General features: G+C 48.8%; 16 protein-coding genes and 1 pseudogene. 9 read left to right on the plus strand and 8 right to left on the minus strand.

The features are described 5' to 3' along the window. Positions 1-26: 26 nt before the first annotated feature. Both dnaK and dnaJ read left to right on the plus strand, forming a co-directional pair. Entirely contained in the window at positions 27-1,979 is a 1,953-nt protein-coding gene (dnaK, locus tag ACJJH9_RS02720) for a molecular chaperone DnaK (RefSeq protein WP_252083239.1), read from the plus strand. Between the two features lie 225 nt (positions 1,980-2,204). Beyond that, positions 2,205-3,329, plus strand: a complete 1,125-nt coding sequence (gene dnaJ, locus ACJJH9_RS02725) for a molecular chaperone DnaJ (RefSeq protein ID WP_444924210.1) — start codon at positions 2,205-2,207, stop codon at positions 3,327-3,329. 132 nt (positions 3,330-3,461) lie between these two features. Here the strand turns inward: dnaJ and ACJJH9_RS02730 are convergent, their stop codons facing one another. After that, a complete protein-coding gene (locus tag ACJJH9_RS02730; protein WP_444924211.1) occupies positions 3,462-3,917 on the minus strand; it encodes a hypothetical protein in 456 nt (151 codons plus the stop codon). Between the two features lie 239 nt (positions 3,918-4,156). Here ACJJH9_RS02730 and dapB point away from each other — a divergent pair, with 239 nt between their 5' ends. The 7 genes and pseudogenes from dapB (at position 4,157) to greA (ending at position 12,714) form a co-directional block, all read left to right on the plus strand. Continuing rightward, positions 4,157-4,972 carry a 4-hydroxy-tetrahydrodipicolinate reductase gene (gene dapB / locus ACJJH9_RS02735; protein WP_444924212.1) on the plus strand — a complete coding sequence of 272 codons (816 nt, stop codon included), beginning with the start codon at positions 4,157-4,159 and terminating at the stop codon, positions 4,970-4,972. A gap of 164 nt (positions 4,973-5,136) precedes the next feature. Continuing rightward, a pseudogene (locus ACJJH9_RS02740) lies at positions 5,137-5,538 on the plus strand (ATP-dependent zinc protease family protein); the annotation flags it as partial. Between the two features lie 84 nt (positions 5,539-5,622). After that, entirely contained in the window at positions 5,623-6,561 is a 939-nt protein-coding gene (rimK, locus tag ACJJH9_RS02745) for a 30S ribosomal protein S6--L-glutamate ligase (RefSeq protein ID WP_444925200.1), read from the plus strand. Between the two features lie 54 nt (positions 6,562-6,615). Next, a complete protein-coding gene (locus tag ACJJH9_RS02750; protein ID WP_444924213.1) occupies positions 6,616-7,329 on the plus strand; it encodes a YfiR family protein in 714 nt (237 codons plus the stop codon). 333 nt (positions 7,330-7,662) lie between these two features. Continuing rightward, positions 7,663-8,811, plus strand: a complete 1,149-nt coding sequence (gene carA / locus ACJJH9_RS02755; protein WP_444924214.1) for a glutamine-hydrolyzing carbamoyl-phosphate synthase small subunit — start codon at positions 7,663-7,665, stop codon at positions 8,809-8,811. 112 nt (positions 8,812-8,923) lie between these two features. Then, positions 8,924-12,151 (plus strand): carbamoyl-phosphate synthase large subunit, encoded by a 3,228-nt coding sequence (carB, locus tag ACJJH9_RS02760; RefSeq protein ID WP_444924215.1) that lies wholly within the window; start codon positions 8,924-8,926, stop codon positions 12,149-12,151. An 86-nt stretch (positions 12,152-12,237) separates the two neighbouring features. Continuing rightward, a complete protein-coding gene (gene greA, locus ACJJH9_RS02765) occupies positions 12,238-12,714 on the plus strand; it encodes a transcription elongation factor GreA (RefSeq protein WP_252083232.1) in 477 nt (158 codons plus the stop codon). 66 nt (positions 12,715-12,780) lie between these two features. Here the strand turns inward: greA and ACJJH9_RS02770 are convergent, their stop codons facing one another. The 7 genes from ACJJH9_RS02770 to ACJJH9_RS02800 all read right to left on the minus strand — a co-directional run bounded on the left by ACJJH9_RS02770 (position 12,781) and on the right by ACJJH9_RS02800 (position 22,832). Then, positions 12,781-13,659 carry a hypothetical protein gene (locus ACJJH9_RS02770; protein ID WP_444882688.1) on the minus strand — a complete coding sequence of 293 codons (879 nt, stop codon included), beginning with the start codon at positions 13,657-13,659 and terminating at the stop codon, positions 12,781-12,783. A gap of 495 nt (positions 13,660-14,154) precedes the next feature. Further along, complete coding sequence (locus ACJJH9_RS02775) at positions 14,155-15,045, minus strand: hypothetical protein (protein ID WP_444910448.1); 891 nt, start codon at positions 15,043-15,045, stop codon at positions 14,155-14,157. A 273-nt stretch (positions 15,046-15,318) separates the two neighbouring features. Beyond that, the gene (locus ACJJH9_RS02780; protein WP_444924216.1) at positions 15,319-16,347 is read right to left on the minus strand and encodes a hypothetical protein; all 1,029 of its coding nucleotides are present in this window, start codon (positions 16,345-16,347) and stop codon (positions 15,319-15,321) included. Between the two features lie 583 nt (positions 16,348-16,930). Next, a complete protein-coding gene (locus tag ACJJH9_RS02785; protein ID WP_444924217.1) occupies positions 16,931-17,953 on the minus strand; it encodes a hypothetical protein in 1,023 nt (340 codons plus the stop codon). Positions 17,954-18,400: 447 nt separating this feature from the next. After that, complete coding sequence (locus tag ACJJH9_RS02790; protein WP_444924218.1) at positions 18,401-19,432, minus strand: hypothetical protein; 1,032 nt, start codon at positions 19,430-19,432, stop codon at positions 18,401-18,403. 447 nt (positions 19,433-19,879) lie between these two features. After that, a complete protein-coding gene (locus ACJJH9_RS02795; RefSeq protein WP_444924219.1) occupies positions 19,880-20,905 on the minus strand; it encodes a hypothetical protein in 1,026 nt (341 codons plus the stop codon). Between the two features lie 898 nt (positions 20,906-21,803). Continuing rightward, positions 21,804-22,832, minus strand: a complete 1,029-nt coding sequence (locus ACJJH9_RS02800) for a hypothetical protein (protein WP_444924220.1) — start codon at positions 22,830-22,832, stop codon at positions 21,804-21,806. Between the last annotated feature and the right edge of the window lie 129 nt (positions 22,833-22,961).

The following is a 22,961-nucleotide window of genomic DNA, read 5'->3' on the forward strand; positions in this document are numbered from 1 at the left end:
GCGCGTAACAAATGAGGATTTTACAGATGGGAAAAATTATCGGCATCGACCTGGGTACCACCAACAGCTGTGTGGCGGTACTGGATGGTGACAAAGCGCGTGTAATCGAGAACGCCGAAGGCGATCGTACTACACCTTCTATTGTTGCCTTCACTGACGACAACGAAATCCTGGTAGGTCAGTCTGCCAAGCGTCAGGCGGTGACCAATCCCCAGAATACTCTGTTTGCGGTTAAGCGTTTGATCGGCCGTAAATTCAAAGACGATGTTGTACAGAAAGATATCAAGATGGTGCCTTACACCATCACTGAAGCCGACAACGGCGACGCTTGGGTAGAAGTGAAAGGCGATAAAAAAGCTCCGCCGCAGATCTCTGCCGAAGTTCTGAAGAAAATGAAAAAGACTGCAGAAGACTTCCTCGGCGAGAAAGTTGACGCTGCAGTAATTACTGTACCGGCTTACTTTAACGACTCCCAGCGCCAGGCCACCAAAGACGCCGGCCGTATCGCGGGCCTGGACGTTAAACGTATTATCAACGAGCCGACTGCTGCTGCTCTGGCCTACGGCCTGGACAAGCAGGGCGGTGACCGCACTGTAGCTGTATACGACCTGGGTGGTGGTACCTTCGATATCTCCATTATTGAAATTGCCGACGTAGATGGTGAGAAGCAGTTCGAAGTACTGTCCACCAACGGTGACACTTTCCTCGGCGGTGAAGATTTCGACCTGCGCCTGATCGAATACCTCGCAGACGAGTTCAAGAAAGACCAGGGCATCGACCTGAAAGGCGATCCCCTGGCGATGCAGCGCCTGAAAGAAGCTGCAGAAAAAGCCAAGATCGAGCTGTCCTCCAGCCAGCAGACTGAAGTCAACCTGCCGTACATCACCGCAGACGCCACCGGTCCCAAGCACTTGGTGGTTAAACTGACCCGCGCCAAGCTGGAAAGCCTGGTAGAAGATCTGGTTACCCGTTCCCTGGAGCCGGTAAAAATCGCTCTGCAAGATGCCGACCTGTCCGCTTCTGGCGTCGACGAAGTGATCCTGGTTGGTGGTCAGACCCGCATGCCGCTGGTACAGCAGAAAGTCACCGAGTTCTTCGGTAAAGAGCCGCGCAAAGACGTTAACCCAGACGAAGCCGTTGCCATGGGTGCCGCTATCCAGGGCGCCGTACTGTCCGGAGATGTTAAAGACGTACTGCTGCTGGACGTAACTCCGCTGACCCTGGGTATCGAAACCATGGGTGGCGTTGCGACTCCGCTGATCGACAAAAACACCACTATCCCCACCAAGAAGTCCCAGGTGTTCTCCACTGCGGAAGATAACCAGACTGCGGTAACCATTCACGTGGTTCAGGGTGAGCGCAAGCAGGCTTCCCAGAACAAATCCCTGGGTCGTTTTGACCTGGCTGATATCCCGCCGTCCCCCCGCGGTGTACCGCAGATCGAAGTAACTTTCGATATCGATGCCAACGGTATTCTGCATGTACACGCGAAAGACAAGGCGACTGGTAAAGAGCAGTCCATCGTGATCAAGGCTTCCTCCGGTCTGTCCGAGGACGAGATCGATAAGATGGTTCAAGACGCAGAGGCGAATGCCGAAGCGGATAAGCAGTTCGAGGAGCTGGTGCAAACCCGTAATACCCTCGACGGCTTGATCTCTGCCACCAAGAAGACCTTGGAAGAAGCTGGCGACAAAGCCACCGCTGAAGAGAAGTCTGCAATCGAAGCGGCTATCAAAGAAGCGGAAGAAGCGGTGAAAGGCAACGACAAGGCTGCTATGGAAGCTGCCACCACCAAGCTGACCGAAGCTTCTGGCCCGGTTGCACAGAAGATGTACGCCGAGCAGGCCCAGGCCGCAGGCGCTGAAGGTGCCGCTGGTGCAGGCGCTCAACAGGGCGAGCAGCAGCAATCTTCCGCTGGCGACGATGCGGTAGATGCAGAGTTCGAAGAAGTAAAGGACGACAAGAAAGAAGGTAAGTAAGCGTTCGCTTGCATTTCCGGTGGCAGCTTTTAAAGTGGCCGCCGGAGAACTTCAGGGGCGCGGCGCCTTCTTTTTAGGCCCCGCGCCCTGTGTTGTTTCAGGTATCCATCAAAGTTTGTAAAGAGTTCGCAGTTTGGTGGTGCTCCGCAATGCGGGGCTTGGTTAGAAACCGAGAAGTAGAAAGAGTTTGGCCGTTCTTGATGCCGGACCAGAGAACATAGTTTTATGTCGAAACGCGATTATTACGAAGTCCTCGGCGTCGAGCGCGGCGCTTCGGATGCAGAGCTGAAGAAAGCCTACCGCCGGGTGGCGATGAAGTTTCACCCGGACCGCAATCCCGATGATGCGGAAGCGGAAAATAAATTCAAGGAAGCCAACGAGGCCTACGAAATACTGTCCGATTCGCAGAAGCGCGCGGCCTATGATCAATTTGGTCACGCCGGTGTAGAGGGGCAGATGGGTGGCGGTGGCGCCGGCGGTTTCGGCGGTTTCTCCGATATCTTCGGCGATGTATTTGGCGATATCTTCGGTGGGGGCGGTGGCGGCCGTCGGGGTGGCCCGGCGCGCGGTTCAGACCTGCGTTACGACTTGGAACTGGATCTGGAAGACGCAGTGCGCGGTACCACGGTCAAGATCCGTGTGCCAACGCTGGCTTCCTGTGATACCTGCCACGGTTCAGGCGCCAAGCCTGGTTCCTCTCCGCAGACCTGTAGTACCTGTGGTGGCGCCGGTCAGGTGCGTATGCAACAGGGCTTCTTCTCTGTTCAGCAAACCTGCCCCAACTGTCGCGGTCGCGGTACCACTATCTCCGATCCCTGTGGCAGCTGCCACGGTCGCGGTCGGGTTGAAGAGACCAAGACTCTGTCCGTTAAGGTTCCGCCTGGTGTGGATACTGGCGATCGTATCCGTCTGTCCGGAGAGGGTGAAGCTGGCCCCGATGGCGGTCCCGCTGGTGATTTGTATGTACAGGTGGTGGTGAAGGAGCACGAGCTGTTCCAGCGCGATGGCAAGAACTTGTATTGCGAAGTGCCCATCAGTTTTGCTGCTGCAGCACTGGGGGGCGAACTGGAAGTGCCGACTCTTGATGGTAAGGTGAAGCTAAAGATTCCCGCAGAGAGCCAAACTGGCAAGCTGTTCCGCCTGCGTGGTAAAGGTGTCACTCCGGTGCGCGGTGGCGCTACCGGCGATTTGCTGTGTCGGGTTGTAGTGGAAACACCAGTAAACCTTTCTGGTAAACAGAAAGAGCTACTGCAGGAATTTGCCAATACCCTGAGCGAAAAGAAAAATGCACCACGCCAGACCGGCTGGTTTGAAGGGGTGAAAAACTTCTTTGGGGATATGAAGCTTTAACGCTAAGCGAGCATCCCCAATCGCTATTCGACCATCGGTAATTTAGGGCTTATATAGTTGCTTAACGGATGAGCTCTTTTAAAAGTTAAAAGCAGGAAGAATAGCGAAAACTGGCCCGGTATCTCTGCCGGGTTAGTTACCCTGGGCAGAACGGGCCCTCAGGCGGGCAGCCAGTGCCATCAATAATTCGTGTTGAATCTTGCCCAACTCCCTCATCTGTTGTTTTTTTAGTATCCCTTCCAGCTCTTTGTTTGCCTGCGCGCTAATCGCGGCCAATTGCGCACCGATTTCCCCGCGCTGCTTAGGTGTCAAAGTCAGTTTAGGGTTGTCCAACACGCCATAGCGATCCAGTACGGCTTTTTTCTCTGCAAGGCTCTTTTGCAAGATGGGCAGTACTACTTTTTCCTGGCCAGGGGTGAGCTGCAGACGCAGCGTCACCCAATCTGTAATGTCGTCATATTTCTCCCAGAAGTCTGGGTTTGTACTTTGCTGTTGTGCGGATACGGGCGCACTGCCAAAGGCCAGGGTTAAAGAAATAACCACCACCAATAAATGTGGCAGGTGGTTTGATCGAATCATTAGTCGCATGTTGGCGCTCCATTTACCCCTTTGGCTTAAGCCTAGCATCGTGATTTGTCATTGCTTTCACTCAAATTCAGTTAGTTGGTAATAAAAATATGTTTTGTTATTTCCTCTATGGCTGGAAGTTTTATGGTCAGTTTGGTCCCCAAAATATGATCACTTTTTAAGACTGAGTTTTTGTAGCTGCTTTCTGGTAGGGCGAGGTAAGATTCGCAGCAATATTGGGCGTAGACAGGAGTGTTGTTGTGGCAGTAAAAGTAGCGATCACCGGGTTTGGCGGGCGTATGGGAAGGGCCTTGGCGGAGGCACTGCTTCTAAGTGATGAGGCTGAGCTCAGCGCGGCAATTGTACGGCCGGGCTCCAGCTTGGTGGGGGCCGATGCCGGTGAAGTTGCGGGCCTCGGGCACAACGGCATCGCCATTGTTGATAGCCTGGATAAAGCCGACTTCGATGTACTGATCGACTTTACCGCGCCACAGGCAACTGTGGATAACTCTGCCTATTGTGCAGCCAACGGACGCCCCATTGTTATTGGCACTACCGGTTTTGACTCTGAGCAGAAAAATCAGGTGCTGGCTAATGCGGGCAAGGTACCGTTGTGCCTGGCCAGTAACTTTTCCACCGGCGTAAATTTGTGCTTCAAGTTATTGGAGACAGCTGCACGGGTAATGGGTGAAGATGCCGATATAGAAATTGTTGAAGCGCATCACCGTCACAAAGTGGATGCGCCTTCTGGCACTGCGTTAAGCATGGGAGAAGTCGTCGCCGAGACCCTGGGGCGGGATCTGGAGAAAGTGGCGATTTATGGCCGCGAGGGCCAGACAGGTGCCCGTGAGCGCGACACTATCGGTTTTGCCACTGTGCGCGGCGGCGATGTGGTCGGTGAGCACTCTGTGATGTTCCTGGCTGAAGGGGAGCGCGTAGAAATCAGTCACCGCGCCAGCAGCCGTCTCTCTTTTGCCCGCGGTGCGGTACGCGCAGCGATATGGTTGATGGGAAATAAGCAATCGGCACGCGCGCCGGGCCACTACGATATGCGCGATGTACTGGGGTTAAATTAATAGGATCACGCAAAAAAATCGGTAAAGGGCGGCCTTTATTCAATAGTTCTAAGGCAGTAGTTATACGGTTGATCGATAGGCGAGCCTTATTTTTATAGTGAAAGTCAATACTTCGGGTTTTCGACTCTTTAGGTAAATCAAAAACTTTTTTGAGGATTTTTTGTTTGGAAAAAAAGCTGATTGTCGGCAGTGAAGAATGGTGTGCGTTTCCCGGTCTGGGTATCCCCGCAGTTAAGGCCCGGGTGGACTCCGGGGCTAAGACTTCTTGCCTGCACGCATATAATATTCAGACGTTTAAACGGGATGGTGAGCCCTGGGTAAGCTTTGAAGCGCATCCATTGCAGCACCAGCGTCGGCCGACCGTGCGCTGTGAGGCTCGAATTCTCGACAAGCGCCTTGTACGCAGCTCCTCTGGTGAGTCGGAGCGGCGCCCGGTAATTCGTACCGCGCTTTCCATCGGCGGAAGTGTCTGGGATATCGAATTGACCCTGACCAACCGTGACAGTATGGGCTATCGCATGTTGTTGGGGCGCGAGGCCATGCTCGGCCGCATGATGGTGGACCCCTCGGAGAGCTTCTGTCTGGGTGAACTGCCAAAAAGTCAGCTGGATGAATTTTATCGGGACGAGCACCATATCGCCGGCACCGGCTTGCGTATCGGGCTGTTGGCCTCGAATCCGGATCTTTATAGCAACCGCCGCATTATGGAAGCGGGTGCCGAGCGCGGCCACCGGATGACCTTCCTGGATGTTCGCCAGTGTTATATGAAGCTCGATGCCGATGAGCCTGAAGTACATTATCGCGATGGCAGAATTCTCAACAATCTGGATGCCATTATCCCCCGTATTCGCCCCAGTCAGACTTTTTACGGCTGCGCCCTCACTCGCCACTTTGAGAGTCTGGATGTGTTTGCCCTGAATGGCTCTGCCGCGATCAGCCAGTCGAGGGATAAGCTATTTTCCCTGCAGTTGTTACAGCAGAGTGGTTTGAGTATTCCCACTTCAGGCTTTGCCAACTCGCCGGTAGATACCAACGAGTTGATTGACATGGTGGGTGGGGCACCCTTGATTGTGAAGTTGCTGGAGGGAACTCAGGGGCGCGGAGTGGTGTTGGCGGAAACCCGCAAAGCCGGCGAATCGGTGATTAATGCGTTCAAGTCACTTAAAGCCAATTTGCTGGTGCAGGAGTTTATCCGTGAGGCCCAGGGCAAGGACCTGCGCCTGTTTGTGATTGATGGCCGCGTGGTGGCCTCGATCCAGCGAGAGGCGGCACCGGGAGAGTTCCGCGCCAATATTCACCAGGGCGGCACCGCTTCGGTGGTTAAAGTCACAGCAGATGAAAAGCGTATAGCCATTAAAGCGGCTAAAGCGCTCGGGTTGAAGGTGGCTGGTGTGGATATTATTCGTTCGCGTAAAGGGCCGTTATTACTTGAGGTGAACTCCTCCCCCGGTCTCGAGGGTATTGAGAGTGCCACGCGCAAGGATGTGGCCGGTGCGATGATTATGTCGATCGAGAAGGCGCTCAAATGGCGCCCCGTAACAAAAAACCAGGATGGTAGTGCCGACTTGGATAGCCGTGTACCCGAGTAATCGACGGAGAACGGGGCACCGGCGGTGCAAAGCTCGGTGGGCTAACCTTCAAAGGTGGCCGGGCTTTTCGCTGGCGCGCCGTTCGAGCCTCGGCAGTGGTTGATTGCCCAGGTATCCGCCGATAGACACTTTCTGCCGGAACCGCGCCTTCCGCCGGCAGAAGGTGTGAGCTCCAGGGTATCAATGACCGTGAAGACACTCTTTGCCAGACTTTCTATCACTCGCCCATTCCTGACGATTTCCCTGATATTGGGCCTGCTGCTTGCTCCCTTGGTACAGGCCGCAGTACACCTTTCGGATACCCCTCTGGGGCGGCGTGTCATGGTGGATTACATCGTGCACTTCGCCTACAACCTGCAGTGGCCGGTCAACGCTTTTGATAATTACAGTGCTCCCTTTAAGGTGTGTTTGATGGGAGGGGATTCCCTCGGTGAGCAGCTGGCTCTGCGCTTCAAGAATCAGCGTATTGATGGGCGCCGGGTGGCGCTGGAGAAAATTGGCTTCAAAGATATGCTGCGCGCGCGCAAGTGCCAGATCGTGATTCTTGGCTCTATGGATCGCTCCAGTCTGCTCAAGACGCTAGTCACAGTGGAGTTCTTCCCTGTCTTAACCGTGAGCGATGCCGATCGCTTTGCCGCAACTGGCGGCATGATTGAATTTGCCGATAAAGGCGGCGAAGTGGCGCTGCGCATGAACAAAACCATGCTGGAAAAGGCCGAGCTAAAAATGGGCAATAGCCTCTTTCGCCTCGGGCAGAAGCTGGAGTAAAGAGAAGTTTTTCGTCAGGTTTGGCGTATTTTTGCACTAGCGTCTAGAAGCGAATTCGCGTAGAATCTGCGCCCGAATTTGGGTCGGTGTCGCGAAGCTTAATCGCGCAGCGCGAGCCCACCAAAAAAAGCCGGTGGCAAGCATCGGCCAATATGTGAGAGCCGCGCGTGAATAGATTTTTAAAGCGAGATGAAGCTGCGATGTTTCATCTCGCTTTTTTATGCGCGCGCCAGTCAGGAGCCGTGTGCTCCGAAGCCCACAAACCCCGCCCGGAAGCAGTTCTGAAGATTGGAGTTCAATTTGACTAAAGCTGTCCCTACGTCGGAGGCCTTCATGCCCCACAACTTTATGCAGAGTACAACTCCCGCGCTGCTGGTGCTCGCTGATGGTAGCGTCTTTGAAGGACGCGCAATCGGTGCCCATGGCAGTTCTGTTGGCGAGGTCGTGTTCAACACATCCATGACCGGCTACCAGGAGATCCTCACCGATCCCTCCTACGCCCGCCAGATTGTGACTCTGACCTACCCACACATCGGCAACACTGGCACCAACCAGGAAGACGAAGAGTGCGCTGATATCTGGGCCGCCGGCCTGGTAATCCGCGACCTGCCGCTACTGGCCAGCAGTTTCCGCAACGAGCAGCCCCTGGAGGACTACTTGCGCGAGCGCAATATCGTTGGTATCGCCGATATCGACACCCGCCGCCTGACCCGTCTGCTGCGCGACAAAGGTGCGCAGAGCGGTTGCATCGTTGCCGGTGACAATATTGACCGCGAAGAAGCCCTGGCCAAGGCCAAGGAATTTGCCGGTCTGAAAGGGATGGACCTGGCCAAGGTAGTGAGCACCAAGGAAGCCTACCCCTTTAGCGAAGGTACCTGGGAACTGGGCGAAGGCCACAAGGCCGCGCCGGAACAGCCCTTCAAAGTAGTGGCTTACGACTTCGGTGTGAAGCGCAATATCCTGCGTATGCTGGTGGATCGCGGCTGTGACATCACCGTAGTACCGGCGGAGACCCCGGCTTCCGAAGTACTGGCGATGAATCCCAACGGTGTATTCCTGTCCAATGGCCCCGGCGACCCCGAGCCCTGTGAGTACGCGATCACCGCTATCCGCGAAATCCTGGACGCGGGCATCCCCACCTACGGCATCTGCCTGGGCCACCAGCTGTTGGGCCTGGCGGTGGGCGGTAAAACTGCCAAGATGAAGTTCGGTCACCACGGTGGTAACCACCCGGTACAAGACCTGAATAGCACCAAGGTGATGATCACCGCGCAGAACCACGGCTTCGAAGTGGACGCCGACAGCCTGCCGGACAATGTGAAAGTTACCCACAAGTCCCTGTTCGACGGTACCTTGCAGGGTATTCATCTGAAGGACAAGCCGGCCTTCAGCTTCCAGGGACACCCGGAAGCGAGCCCGGGTCCACACGATGTGGCGCCGTTGTTTGACCACTTTATCGATTTGATGAAAGAGCGCGCCTAAGGGCGTAGCCGCCCAGGGTCGGGCAATTAACCGCCGCTTTTGCGGCGGTTTTAACAAGAAACGAATGAAATTTAGCGCAGCCGGCCTTAGCCGGTAGTAGAACGGAAGAAAGATGCCAAAACGCACAGATATCCAAAGCATTCTGATTATCGGCGCAGGCCCCATCGTGATCGGCCAGGCGTGCGAATTTGACTACTCCGGCGCCCAGGCCTGTAAGGCGCTGCGCGAAGAGGGTTACCGGGTGATCCTGGTTAACTCCAACCCGGCCACCATCATGACCGACCCGGCCATGGCCGATGCCACCTACATCGAGCCGGTGGAGTGGCGCACCGTTGCCAAGATTATTGAGCAGGAGCGCCCCGACGCTATTCTGCCCACCATGGGCGGGCAGACTGCACTGAACTGCGCTCTGGACCTGGACAAGCACGGTGTCCTGAAGGAATTCAATGTCGAGCTGATCGGTGCGGACAAAGACGCTATCGAGAAAGCGGAAGACCGCGACCTGTTCGACAAGGCGATGAAGGCCATCGGCCTGGAAACTCCGCGCGCCAGGATCGTGCACTCCATGGAAGAGGCGAAGAAAGTACCGGAAGAGTTCGGCTTCCCGGTGATTATCCGTCCGTCCTTCACCATGGGTGGTTCCGGTGGCGGTGTGGCCTACAACTGGCCGGAGTTTGAAGAGATCTGTAAGCGCGGTCTCGACCTCTCCCCCACCAACGAACTGTTGATCGACGAATCCCTGCTCGGCTGGAAAGAGTACGAGATGGAAGTGGTTCGCGATAAGAACGACAACTGCATCATCGTATGTTCCATCGAGAACTTCGACCCGATGGGCGTACACACCGGTGATTCCATCACCGTTGCCCCGGCGCAGACGCTGACCGACAAGGAATACCAGCTGATGCGCAACGCTTCTATCGCGGTACTGCGCGAGATCGGCGTTGAGACTGGCGGCTCCAACGTACAGTTCGGCGTTTGCCCGAAAACTGGCCGCGTGGTGGTGATCGAGATGAACCCCCGCGTATCCCGCTCCTCCGCACTGGCCTCCAAGGCCACCGGCTTCCCGATCGCCAAGGTCGCGGCCAAGCTGGCAGTGGGTTACACCCTGGACGAGTTGCAGAACGATATCACTGGCGGTGCTACCCCGGCGTCCTTCGAGCCGTCTATCGATTACGTTGTCACCAAGATCCCGCGCTTCACCTTTGAGAAATTCGGTGAAGCCGATGCACGCCTGACCACCCAGATGAAGTCTGTGGGTGAAGTGATGGCAATCGGCCGTACCTTCCAGGAGTCCATGCAGAAAGCCCTGCGCGGTCTGGAAGTGGGCAGCTTCGGCCTGGAAAGCAAGATTGACCCGAGCAAAGACGGCGCTGAGACCCGTCTGCGCAGCGAACTCTCCGTTCCGGGTGCCGAGCGCATCTGGTACGTGGGCGACGCCTTCCGTATGGGCATGAGCGTCGGCGAAGTTTACGACCTGTCCGGTATCGACCCCTGGTTCCTGGTTCAGATCGAAGAGCTGATCAAAATTGAAGAGCCGCTCAAGTCTCTGCCGACCTCGGCGCTGACCACTGAGCAAATGCGCTTCCTCAAGCGCAAAGGCTTCTCCGATCGCCGCCTGGCAGACCTGCTGGGGGTGAGCCAGAAGACTGTGCGCGAGTTCCGCCACAAGCTGGGTGTATTCCCTTCTTACAAGCGCGTGGACACCTGTGCTGCTGAGTTCAGCACCTCTACTGCTTACATGTACTCCACCTACGATGAGGAGTGCGAAGCGCAGCCGTCCGACAAAAAGAAAATCATGGTACTCGGCGGTGGCCCCAACCGTATCGGCCAGGGCATCGAGTTCGACTACTGCTGCGTACACGCCGCTTTGGCGATGCGCGAAGACGGTTACGAGACCATCATGGTCAACTGTAACCCGGAGACTGTTTCCACCGATTACGATACTTCCGACCGCCTCTACTTCGAGCCGGTAACCCTGGAAGACGTGCTGGAAATTGTTGCCAAAGAGAAGCCGGAAGGCGTGATCGTACAGTTCGGCGGCCAGACTCCGCTGAACCTGGCGCGCTACCTGGCCAACGAAGGTGTGCCGATTATCGGTACTACCCCAGAGCAGATCGACCGCGCCGAAGACCGCGAGCGCTTCCAGCAGATGATTATGCGTCTCGGCCTCAAGCAGCCAAAGAACGCCATCGTGCGCTCTGTCTCCGAAGCCATCCAGGCGGCGAAAGACGTGGGCTACCCGCTGGTTGTGCGCCCATCTTACGTACTGGGTGGCCGCGCCATGGAGATCGTCTACAAAGAAGACGAGCTGCTCACCTACATGAAAGAAGCGGTACAGGTTTCCGACGAAGCGCCGGTACTGCTGGATCACTTCCTCAACGCCGCCATTGAGGTGGATATCGATGCGGTATCCGATGGCAAGGACGTAGTGATCGGCGCCATCATGCAGCATATCGAACAGTGTGGTGTTCACTCCGGTGACTCCGCTTGCTCCCTGCCGCCTTACAGCCTGCCGGCGGATGTGCAGGACCGTATGCGCGAAGAAGTGAAGGCCATGGCTCGCGAGCTGGGCGTAGTTGGCTTGATGAATACCCAGCTGGCCTACCAGGACGGCGAGATCTACGTGATCGAGGTGAACCCGCGCGCTTCCCGAACTGTACCTTTCGTCTCCAAGTGCATCGGCACTTCACTGGCGAAAGTGGCTGCGCGCTGTCAGGCGGGTATCAGCTTGCAGGAGCAGGGCTTTACCGAAGAGATCGTACCGGACTACTACTCCGTTAAAGAGTCTGTATTCCCGTTCAACAAGTTCCCGAAAGTGGACCCGATTCTCGGCCCCGAGATGAAATCCACCGGCGAAGTGATGGGCGTAGGCGCTACCTTCGCAGAAGCCTTCGATAAGGGCCTGGTTGCCGCTGGCGACCGCCTGCCGGAGTCCGGACGCGCATTTATCTCTGTGCGTGACTTCGACAAGGCCGACGCAGTGGGCGTAGCTCGCGATCTGGTGGAGCTTGGCTTCGAAGTAATTGCCAGCCGCGGCACCGCCAAGGTCTTGCAAGAAAACAATATTCCCGTTACAACCGTCAACAAGATGAGTGAAGGTCGCCCGCATATCGTCGATATGATTAAGAACGACGAGATTGCACTGGTAGTGAACACTACCGAAGGGCGCCAGGCGATTCGCGACTCTGCGGATATCCGTCGCAGTGCCGAGAACCACCAGGTGTGTTACACCACCACCCTGGCAGCGGCCCAGGCCATGGCGATGGCCATGCGTCAGGAGCAGCCGCTACAGGTTCGCCGCCTGCAAGACCTTCACCAGCGTGTGGTAAAGCTGTCTTAATCATCTAAAAACAATCCGTCATTTCCGACCGGGCCTTGTGGCAACACAGGGCCCGGTTGCGTAGTAACAATAATGGAGGTCCCACAGTGAACCGGGTACCAATGACCGTTGAAGGCGCGGAAGCGCTGCGTTCAGAGCTGGATAATCTGAAAAAAGTCGAGCGCCCTGCGGTGGTAGAGGCCATTGCCGAAGCACGTGAACACGGTGATTTGAAGGAAAATGCCGAATACCATGCGGCGCGGGAAAAGCAGGGCTTTATTGAGGGGCGTATTCAAGAGATTGAAGCCAAGCTGTCTCACGCCCAAGTGATTGATGTGAAGTCGATTGAGCCCAGCGACAAGGTAATTTTTGGCACCACGGTAACGATTATTCACCTGGATGACGATGCTGAAGTGACCTATAAAATCGTGGGTGACGATGAAGCGGATGTGAAAAAACAAAAAATCTCAGTGAACTCGCCGATTGCCCGCGCACTGATTGGTAAGGAAGTGGGGGAAGTCGTTGTTGTGCACACGCCTTCCGGCACGGTGGAATATGAAATTGATACTGTAGAGCATCTATAAAAGATTCTCTTAGTAAGAAAAAGGGCGGCCAGAGGCCGCCTTTTTTCTTTGGGGCAGGAGCAGTTTTTACTGGTGAACGAAACTGTTGTTACTGTCGCCATGTTGGTGAACTTTGGCGGTTTCATTGTAGCCAAATTGGGCTACTAAGCTGTTGTTATGTGAACCAATCTGAGTGACTTCTGCATAGTGGTTTTCACCTATTTGGCCTATATAGACATCATTGCCATAGCCAACCTGCATGGTTTTACCGAAGTGGTGGCTTCCGGCCTGAGAAATATCCGCTTCGTTATACCAGCCATCTTGATACATATAGGCTTCATGGTTATGGCCGATCTGACGGGAATCAAGATCGTTGTGTCCACCACCTGCCTGAATCAAGTGAGCCTTATGGCCTTCACCAACTTGAAGAGCATCAGCTCGATTCATTTCGCCAACCTGTGAGAGCATGGCTTCACTGCCATAGCTGCCTACTTGAGTAACAGTGGCATAGCCGTAGTCGCCGTTTTGTAAAATGGTCGCTTGGTTATTAGCGCCAGACTGTTGATAAGTCCAGGCGGTATTTCCGTGGCCTTCCTGAGCATGGTAGGAGAAGCTATGGTGCTCATCAAACTGGAAAGTTAAGGAGCTATTGTCGATACCCAATTGTTCACTCACAGCGGTGTTGCCAGATCCCCCATTTTGAAAGGCATTGGCATAATTACTGTAGCCATCCTGATATTGAAGAACCGTGCTGTGGTGTTCATGAATCTGGATACTAACCGCTGTATTGTATCCCCCGTGTTGTTCCTGATCAGCCAGGTTATGATGGCTACCGGGGCCGGCCTGATCAATATAACCGAGTTGGCCCATACCGTTTTGATCCTGGTAAGCGGTATTGTTATCGGCTATGGCTGCACCGCTGATTACAAAAGCAATAGCGGCAGCGATTGGGGTTAAAGTCTTCATGAGTATCTCCATTACTACTAGAAAAGAGCATCGCGGTTGGGGTTCAGTATCTACCGGCTGAGCGTAAGCACAGCGTAATTCACCCAAGTATTTTGCAGTAATTCGCTAGATGGTATTTAGCGGCAAACTATAAATTACTCAGATATACACTCGCTATAAGTGCCTATGCAAAAAGGTAGAATCGAAGGGAAATCAAAGATAGGAAATAGCTGGTTCATTCTGATTGGCATCCCTGTTACTGCTTAGGAGTCCATAAGTTCGTTCCGTCTATATTATTGTTGCTTCAGTGATTAAGAAAAGCCATAGGATAGAAGTTTCATTTACCTGGGAGATAAGTTTTAGTCGGAAATAATGATAAAAAAATTAACAATGAAATTTGCTTTTAATAGGGAATGCATACAAGTGCTCAGGGGGAGGGGTTTATTGGGGGTAAGTAAATAATTACAAATGCCAAAGATCGTTCCTGATCTTTGGCATTTGTAGGGGGAGCAATGTTTACTGATGTACTATAGCTGTGTTGCCGTAGCCGGTTTGGGTAATATTTGCAGATTCAGAGAATCCGCTCTGAATAACTGTAGCCGTATTCATACCACCAGATTGATTGACCACAACCAAATGGCCCCCACCCATGGCGCCACCTCCTGATTGCATAATCGTTGCCCGGTTCATGTAGCCATCTTGAGTCACAAACGCGCTGTTATACCAGGAGACTTGAACAATCGTGCTGTAGTTGCTTTCTCCCCTTTGGACAATATCAGCCTCATTGTGCATATCGGCCTGGGTTATTTCTGCGGTGTGAGAAATACCAGATTGAGAGATGCTGGCATAGTGTCCGGTGCCCTCTTGTCTAATTATGGCCTCGTGATAAGAACCATCTTGGAATATATAAGCTTCAGCATTGAAGCTGGCATACTGTCCAACTAAAGCGCCATGGACATTACCAATTTGCTCAATAACAGAAATGTTATCACTTCCCAAGTGTTGATGAATCTCTGCTTCATTCCCAGCGCCATTTTGGCGAATGGTTGCTTGGCTATTTTGAGTAGCAATTTGGTAGGTATTGGCACGGTTATCCATACCAACTTGGTAAATCAGAGCATTATTACCGAAGCCCCCCATTTGCAAGCTGTAAACGTCATTGAGTTTTCCCTCTTGAACTTGGTGTATCAGGCTGTCGGTTACATTGGTCTGGACAGACTCTACATTATTGAGGTTGCCGTTCTGAGCAATTTCTATGCTGTTGTCGATAGCACTATTATCAGATTGATCAATCAACACCTGATTGTTATTGCCACTTTGTTCTAATGACGTTGAATTCCCCGCTGCATGTGTAAGTCCGCCATAAGATATCATTAATGCCAGCGACAGAACTGGAAACTTCCTCACTTTCAACTCCTGTTTACTGCTGTACCCATTTTGGTTCAGTGTGTTTCTGGACTAGCTATACGTTCACCATTTTGAAGGTAGTAGCTTGCTGATTTAACTTTAGCCTAGCTGGTTGGGAAAAAAGGCTATTGGCGTTGGGTACTTTGATTTGTGAATTTTACTTTTATAGAGGAGAGAGGGATTTAGGATCTTCAAAAAAGAAGAGTGGAATGAGTTTGATGTCTGCTTAAAAGCTGGCCCGTTCTAGGCCAGCTTTTAGTTGTTTCACTTGTTTTATTGAACAAGCATAAAGACATTGCCGTCACCAATTTGAGTGGGCACAATGTTATTACCGTTAGTTTGCTGTACTACAGAAATAAGGTTGGAATTGCCAATCTGTGTCGCCTCAAATATATTACTGCTACCACTTTGAGTAATAAGCGTTGTATTCATGTTGCCACCGGACTGAGATATGCTTGACATATTCATATTACCGGATTGGTCGGTTGCCGCGTAATTATCTATGGTTAACTGCTTGGTAACAGAGTGATTGTTATTTCCTGTTTGGTCGACAATAGCTATATTGTTTTCCCATTCCTGTATAATATCGCTCACATTGTTACTTCCAGGTTGAACAACGTGAATCTGGTTACTCCTGCCTTGTTGATTGGAGTGAGAAGTATTATTTGAGCCTCCAACTTGAGAGATTAATGCGCTGTTCATGCCGCCGTATTGGGTGGCATTGATTGTATTTAAATTACTGAGTACCTGTACAGCGGTTAAGGTATTTCCGCCAAGAGTACCTCCTGTTTGAGTAATAGTTGCAAAGTTTGTGATTCCGTCAGTCTGATTTATGTGAGCAATATTGGAACCTTTACTTTGAGTTATGGTTGCAAAACTTGAGTTGGTGTTCATTTGATTTATTGTTGCTAACTGCGGTGCAAAGGCACTTTGAAAAATTTCAGCGGCTGAATTATTGACAGATGCTTGGCTTGTGACGGCTTCGTGCTTGTTGTCAGTTTGTCGGATCACGCCAAATGAATTAAGGGCATTATCCTGTGAGGACTCTGCCTTATTCATATTGCCTGTCTGTCTATGGCTAATAACGCTATTGTTGCTGTGATTTGTTTGTTGAGAAGAGGATTCATTAAAATCACCATTCTGATCGATGATAATGGTATTGAAGTTTACTGTTGGGTCTTGAAATGGAAAGGCTAGGTTCCCGTTACCATTCTGATTAAGAAATATATTATTAGATGCCAGTGCACCACTTGAGGAATAGGCTATTAATATTCCAGCTGTAATCGAGGTATATTTCTTCATGGATTACTCCTTAGAGACATCAAATCCAAGTTGTGGGAAGGGTGACTTACAATATGGTCATAGAAATACAACGAAATTGTTATCTTTATAATGAAAAACAAGTCGTATTATTTTTAGCATAAGATACATCTCTCGACTTCAAGTAATAACTGCAATTTTCTTATGCTGTAGGAAGATCATCTGCAGCCTATAAAAGCTCATTCGTAACATTCTATCCCGTATCGCTCGGCGTACCTTTACAAGCCTATATTACATACATCTTTCGACTGATCAATGAGGGGTGCTTCTCCAAGAATTATGCAAATGCTTTTCGAGAGCGTCTGACTTTCTCAGGCTGTAAATTTGATATTGTTCCTTCTTGCTCAGTTGGTATTAACTCATCAGTGTCCTTCGCTTGATCGGGTGAGATATAAGCTCTAACAGATGAGCCTCCTCTAACTAATTACACTATTTATCCGAAACCAAGTTAATTGGTGATGGTAAATAAAGAACTTTTGATTTGTTGAGTTGGTTTATAGATAATTTTTACTGATTTTTGATAAAACTGGCCTGGGGCCAGCTTTAACTTCTTTAAGTAAAATGTTTACGGGAAGGTAAAAATATTACCGTTGCCGATCTGGTGAACTTCCATTACGCTGCCATTATTTGCCTGTACCACAGATATTAAGTTGAAATTTCCAGTCTGTGTTGCTCTAAATGCGTTGGAATCGCCGCTCTGGGTTATAAGATAAGTATTCATGTTGCCGCCTGACTGGGTAATAGTAGAAATATTCATATCACCTGATTGGACAGTTACAGAAAAGTTATCGATAGATAGTTGTTCAACAATCAGGAAGTTGCTATTTCCCGACTGGTTGACAAAAGCTATATTATTCTCCCACGTCTGTAAAATTTCACTAGTGTTGTTATCACCTGACTGTGCGACGCTAAATTGGTTTCCCCGCCCTCTCTGTTGTGAGAGAGACATATTATTTGATCCGCCTACTTGCGAGATGGATAAGCTATGTAAGCCACCATCTTGATCGGCAACGATAGTGTTGAAATCACCATTTACTTGTAAGGTCGTAAGAGTATTCTCGCCAATATCTCCTCCTACCTGATTGAAAAAAGCAGTGTTAGAAGTGCCATTAAACTGATTTACTGAGGCAAAATTGTGACCGCTATCTTGATTTACCGTAGCAGAACTTGAGGTGACGTTACTCTGGTGGATAACTGCAATTTGTGCCACGGGGCCGCTTTGATGGATGGTGGAACCTGAATCAAGTGTTGAAATTTGAACAGAAGTGGCTTCGTGATTGTTGCCCACTTGATCAATAAGGGAAAATGAGTTCGATGTATTTTTTTGTTGTGATTCAGCTTTATTCATATCACCAGATTGAGTGTGGCTAATCGCGCTAGAGTTGGTGTTGTTAATTTGCTCAGGATAGGACTCATTAAAGTCTCCAACCTGATTGATAATGATAGTGCCGTCGATTACAGAGGCATCTTGAACTGGTGCCGCCAGGTTTCCAACACCATTCTGATTTAGAATGACGGTATTGGCTATGCTGTTACTCGCAGCAAGAGCTATGGTTATTCCTGCAAAAATGGGGTTGCAAATATTCATTAGTCACTCCTTTATGATATCGTCCCTAGCTTGAAAAATATTTGCCTTAGGGATGATATCTAAACAGCATCGAAAACTTTCGTAAAAGTTGCTGTCCTTAGCGTAGGAGAGATTACTCAAGGTTTTCTATGGATATAAAGAAGAAGGTAATCCTCTTTAAATCATTAATAGTTACATATACCTTATGAATATCCGTATTCCATTAGTCTAATTTTGGAGGAGTAGTGCTTATTCACAATGAGAGATTAATCTCATTCATCTAAGAAGAAAGTTAATATTCAACAACCATTGGCATTTAAATGCTTTATAATTTACAAGCAGAGAATTATGGGTTTACTCTGCGAATCGCAAAGCGATAATCTAATATGTGTCTTTGCCATTTGAATAGGCTAGTGATGAAAAAGCTGGCCCAGTAAGGCCAGCTCTATTGAAAGTTAGAAGATGATATTACTGGACCAGCATAAAGACATTGTTATCGCCAATCTGGGTGGGTGCTAGGATATTGCCATCAGTTAGCTGTACTACAGAGATAAGATTTGAATTGCCATTCTGCGTTGCATCAAAGACGTTATTGCTTCCACTTTGTGTAATAAAGGTTGTATTCATATTCCCACCAAATTGAGAAATGGTGGATTGGTTCATATCGCCGGACTGAACGGTTGCAGCAAAGTTATCTATAGTCAGCTGTTCAGTTACAGATAAGCTACTGTTGCCTGATTGATTAACTATGGCTAGGTTGTCTTCCCATTCTTGAGTAATCTGACTAGTGTTGAGCATTCCTGTCTGGTCAATATCAATCTGGTTGCCTCTACCAATCTGATTAGAGAAAGAGCTATTAGTTACTCCATTTTCTTGAGAAATAATTGCTCTATTTATGCCTCCGTATTGAGTAGCTTCAATAGTATTTATTCTACCTAATTTTTGCATTGTGGTAACAGTATTATCACCAATATCGCCGCCTGTTTGAGAAATATTAGTAGTGTTTACACTCCCACCAGATTGATTTGCAACAGTCACGTTAGGACCTTTTTCTTGAATTATCGTGGTCTTGTTGGCAGTACCATTGGTCTGGTTAATGATTGCAAGTTGTGGACCAAGGCCACTTTGATGAATTGAAGCCCTTGAAAATATAGTGGAGATTTGAATAGTTGTTGCTTTATGGTTGTGGCCATCTTGGCTAATTATGGCTGAGGAACCAATGGCTCTATTATCCTGTCGTGACCATGCCTTATTCAAATTGCCAGTCTGAGTATGACTAATAAAAGCATTTGAGATGTTATTGGTTTGCTCAGGATATGATTCATTATAATTGCCGCTCTGATTAATAATAATAGTGCTACGATCTACACTGTTGGCTTCTTGAACTGGAAGGGCTATATTACCAACACCGGTCTGATTTACAGTGACGGTGTTGGCCATGGTATCACTAGCTGCAAGGGCTATGGTTATCACTACAAAAACAGGGGTATAAATATTCATTAGTTACTCCTTTACGATATCCTCCTTAGCCATAAATAAATTTTTCTAAGGGTGATATCTAAACAGCATCGAAAGCTTAAGTAAAAATTGCTTTCCTTAGCTGAGGAGAGATAACTCAAGGTTTCCTCATAGGTTCAGAATAGGTGGTGCCCTTCTTTGAGTCCTAGAGAATTACATATACCTTGTGAATATCAGTATTCCATTAGTTCTATTCTATAGAAAAAATACATTTTTTGAATGAGAGATTAGTCTCATTAATCTAAGAAGAAAGTTTACACCCTACTACCATTGACATATAGGTTTTGTATGGTTGACATGAAGATAATTATGAGTTTGCTCTGCGAATAGCAAAGCGATAATCTAATATGCGTCTTTATCATTTGAGTGGGGTAGTGATGAAAAAGCTGGCCCATTAAGGCCAGCTCTATTGGATATTAGAAGATGATATTACTGGACCAGCATAAAGACATTGCCATCACCAATCTGGGTGGGTGCAAGCACATTGCCATCGGTTAGCTGTACTACTGAAATTAGGTTTGAGTTACCGATTTGAGTTGCATCAAAGAAGTTATTGCTTCCGCTTTGAGTAATGAAGGTTGTATTCATGTTGCCACCAAATTGAGAAATGGCGGATATGTTATTATCACCGGACTGAACGGTTGCAGCAAAGTTATCTATAGTCAGCTGTTCAGTGAAAGAGAAGTTATTATTTCCTGACTGATTTACAATAGCTATATTGTACTCCCATTCCTGCCAGACTACACTCGTGTTGCCATTGCCTGACTGTGCAGCGTTAATCTGGTTTCCTCTTCCCATTTGATCTGACAGGGAAGTATTGCCGGAGCCACCTACCTGTGAAACTAATGCACCATTTAAACCGCCATATTGAGTGGCATTTATGGTATTGAAGCTACCGAGACTCTGTATCGCAGTTACACCGTTACCGCCAACATTGCCACCGGTTTGAGTGACAGTAGTGCTATTAGCAACACCACCAAATTGGTTCACGGATGCAAAGTTAGGGCCTTTTTCCTGATTGACCGTTGCAAAGTTTCCAACCACGAGGGTCTGGTTAACAAATGCTTGTTGCGGTGCAAAGCCACTTTGAAAGATTGATGCACCAGAAAGACTAGAGGAGAGTTGGGTGGTGGTGGCTTCGTGATTGTTGTCCACTTGGTTAATAAGTGCAAATGAACCAGAGGTGTTATCCTGTTGCGACCATGCCTTATTCATATTGCCGACTTGGGTGTGGCTAATAAGACTGTTACTAGTATTATTTGTTTGCTCAGGATAAGATTCGTTAAAATCTCCAGTTTGATCAATGATAATAGTGCCATTGGTGACAGTCGCTTCTTGAACTGGCATGGCAATATTGCCTACACCATTCTGATTTAAAATCACAGTGTTGGCCATGGCGCCACTGGTGGCAAGAGCCATTAATACGCCTGCTGCAATTGGGGTATATTTTTTCATTGGATGCTCCTTAGAGAAATTAGATTTAAGTTGAAACTTATGCTGGAGAAAATATCAAAGCAGCATCAAAAAGAGGTGTGGAAGTTTTTTCCTGGCAAAGGAAAAGCCTCTGAGGGGCTTACCTGATTGGTCGATGGGTAATCCTTTCCTTTTTTGAGTCTGGAAAAATTCATGTCACACTCATGTATATCAGCTTGATGCTGAGTAGAGTCTTGTATTGAAAAAGTAAAACAGCTATAGGAGATAAGTTTCGATAGTTTAGGAAGAAAGTGTGTTTTATGTTGAGATGATGTCTTAAGTGCCAATATCGAGAGAGTTGTAGGTTAAATGTTGTTTGATGCTTAAGATGACTTGTGTAGTCCCCCTTTTATTTTTTGAATTTTATATGTTAGATATGGGAAATTTCTCTCATTGGGTGCCGACGACTTCTACTAAAAGTCAGCTAAATAATCAATGTTAAAGCATGTTTGTTGCTGTCGGTGCTATTATTCTGGCTCAAGTAAATTGAAGTTGTGAGAATATATTTTTCTATATTGAGTTGTTGTTTGTTTAGCATGTCGCTTCAGTTCGCTGGTTATGCATTGAACCTTTTCTTTGCTGTTTCATCTTACGGTTTGGTTTAAGTAATCGATTGTAGGGTAAGGGTATATGTTTAATTTTCTGAGATTAGAGAGTCTTCTACTGTTTCGGATGTAAGCCTGTATCAATTGGAAGTTAGTTTTTCTCGCTTATTTTGGGGTGCGATTAATATAAGGGACTATGTTTGTTAATATTTGATGTTTTTATTGGCTTTAATTTATATGTCAGTAATGATGACTTGGTTTGTGGGAGCGGGCAGTTGTGATTAGAAAAGCTGATCCTATTTGGATCAGCTTTTCTGCAGGTAACTAAGTTTGTACTATTGAACAAGCATAAATACGTTGTTATCTCCAATTTGTGTTGGTGAAATCATATTGCCATCTGATAATTGCGTTACGGAAATGTAATTAGAATTTCCTATCTGTGTCGCATCAAATATATTAGAGTTTCCGGTCTGGCTTATATATGTTTGATTAAAGTTTCCACCAGATTGAGATATATATGATATGTTATCGTTGCCAGGTTGATATACATCAGCCAAATTCTCAATAGTTAGCTGTTCAGTCATAGCAACGTTTCCATTGCCTGACTGATAGTGAATGGCTAAATTACCCTCCCAGAGTTGTGTGATATCACTTAAGTTGCTGTCTCCTAGTTGAGTGACATAAGCTTCGTTGCTTCTACCTTCCTGGTAGGAGAGAGAAATATTGCCAAAACCAGATGCCTGTGAAACGATAGCTTTGTTAAAACCGCCCCTTTGCGCAGCATCTATTGAATTAAAATCACCATTTTCCTGTAGCGCAGACATTACGTTATTTCCAAAGTCACCCCCTTCCTGAGTGGTGGTGACAGAGTTTTCGTTACTGCTCAACTGGTTGACTGTAGCTTGGTTGGGCCCACCCTTTTGATTAACAGTAGCTGAGCTTCCGGTCACACCATTCTGATAAATCAATGCGTGTTGAGCCCCAAAACCACTTTGAGTAATTAGTGCTAGTGAGTTATCAGTACCTACTTGGTCGGTAATCGCATGGTGATTATCGTCTACCTGATTAATAACTGCTGTTGCAGAAAAAGTATCATTTTGAAACGATTCTGCCAAGTTGTTATTGCCCAGTTGAGTTTGATCAATTGAGCTATCGGTAGCGTTGTTTTCTTGTTCAGCATTTACGAAGTTATTATTACCAATTTGTACTTGGTTAATAAAACTGTTTGTTACAGTAGGATCACTTTGGTCACCGGTAGCCATATTTCCAGTGCCATTCTGGAAAAGGAAATAGGTGTTGGCCATGGATGCACTGGTCGCGATAGCCATAAATACGCCAGTGGCAATGGGGGTATACCTGTTCATCAGTTACTCCTTAGATAAATCAGGTTTAGCTAAAAATATTTTTCCAGATAAAAACACCACTGTATAAAATACTCTTGCAGGCGAGCTTTTTCTTACAAAAAGAAAATTAATGGTGTTTAATTGAAAGCA

The organism is Microbulbifer mixtoriginis (SeqCode) (assembly GCF_052466715.1).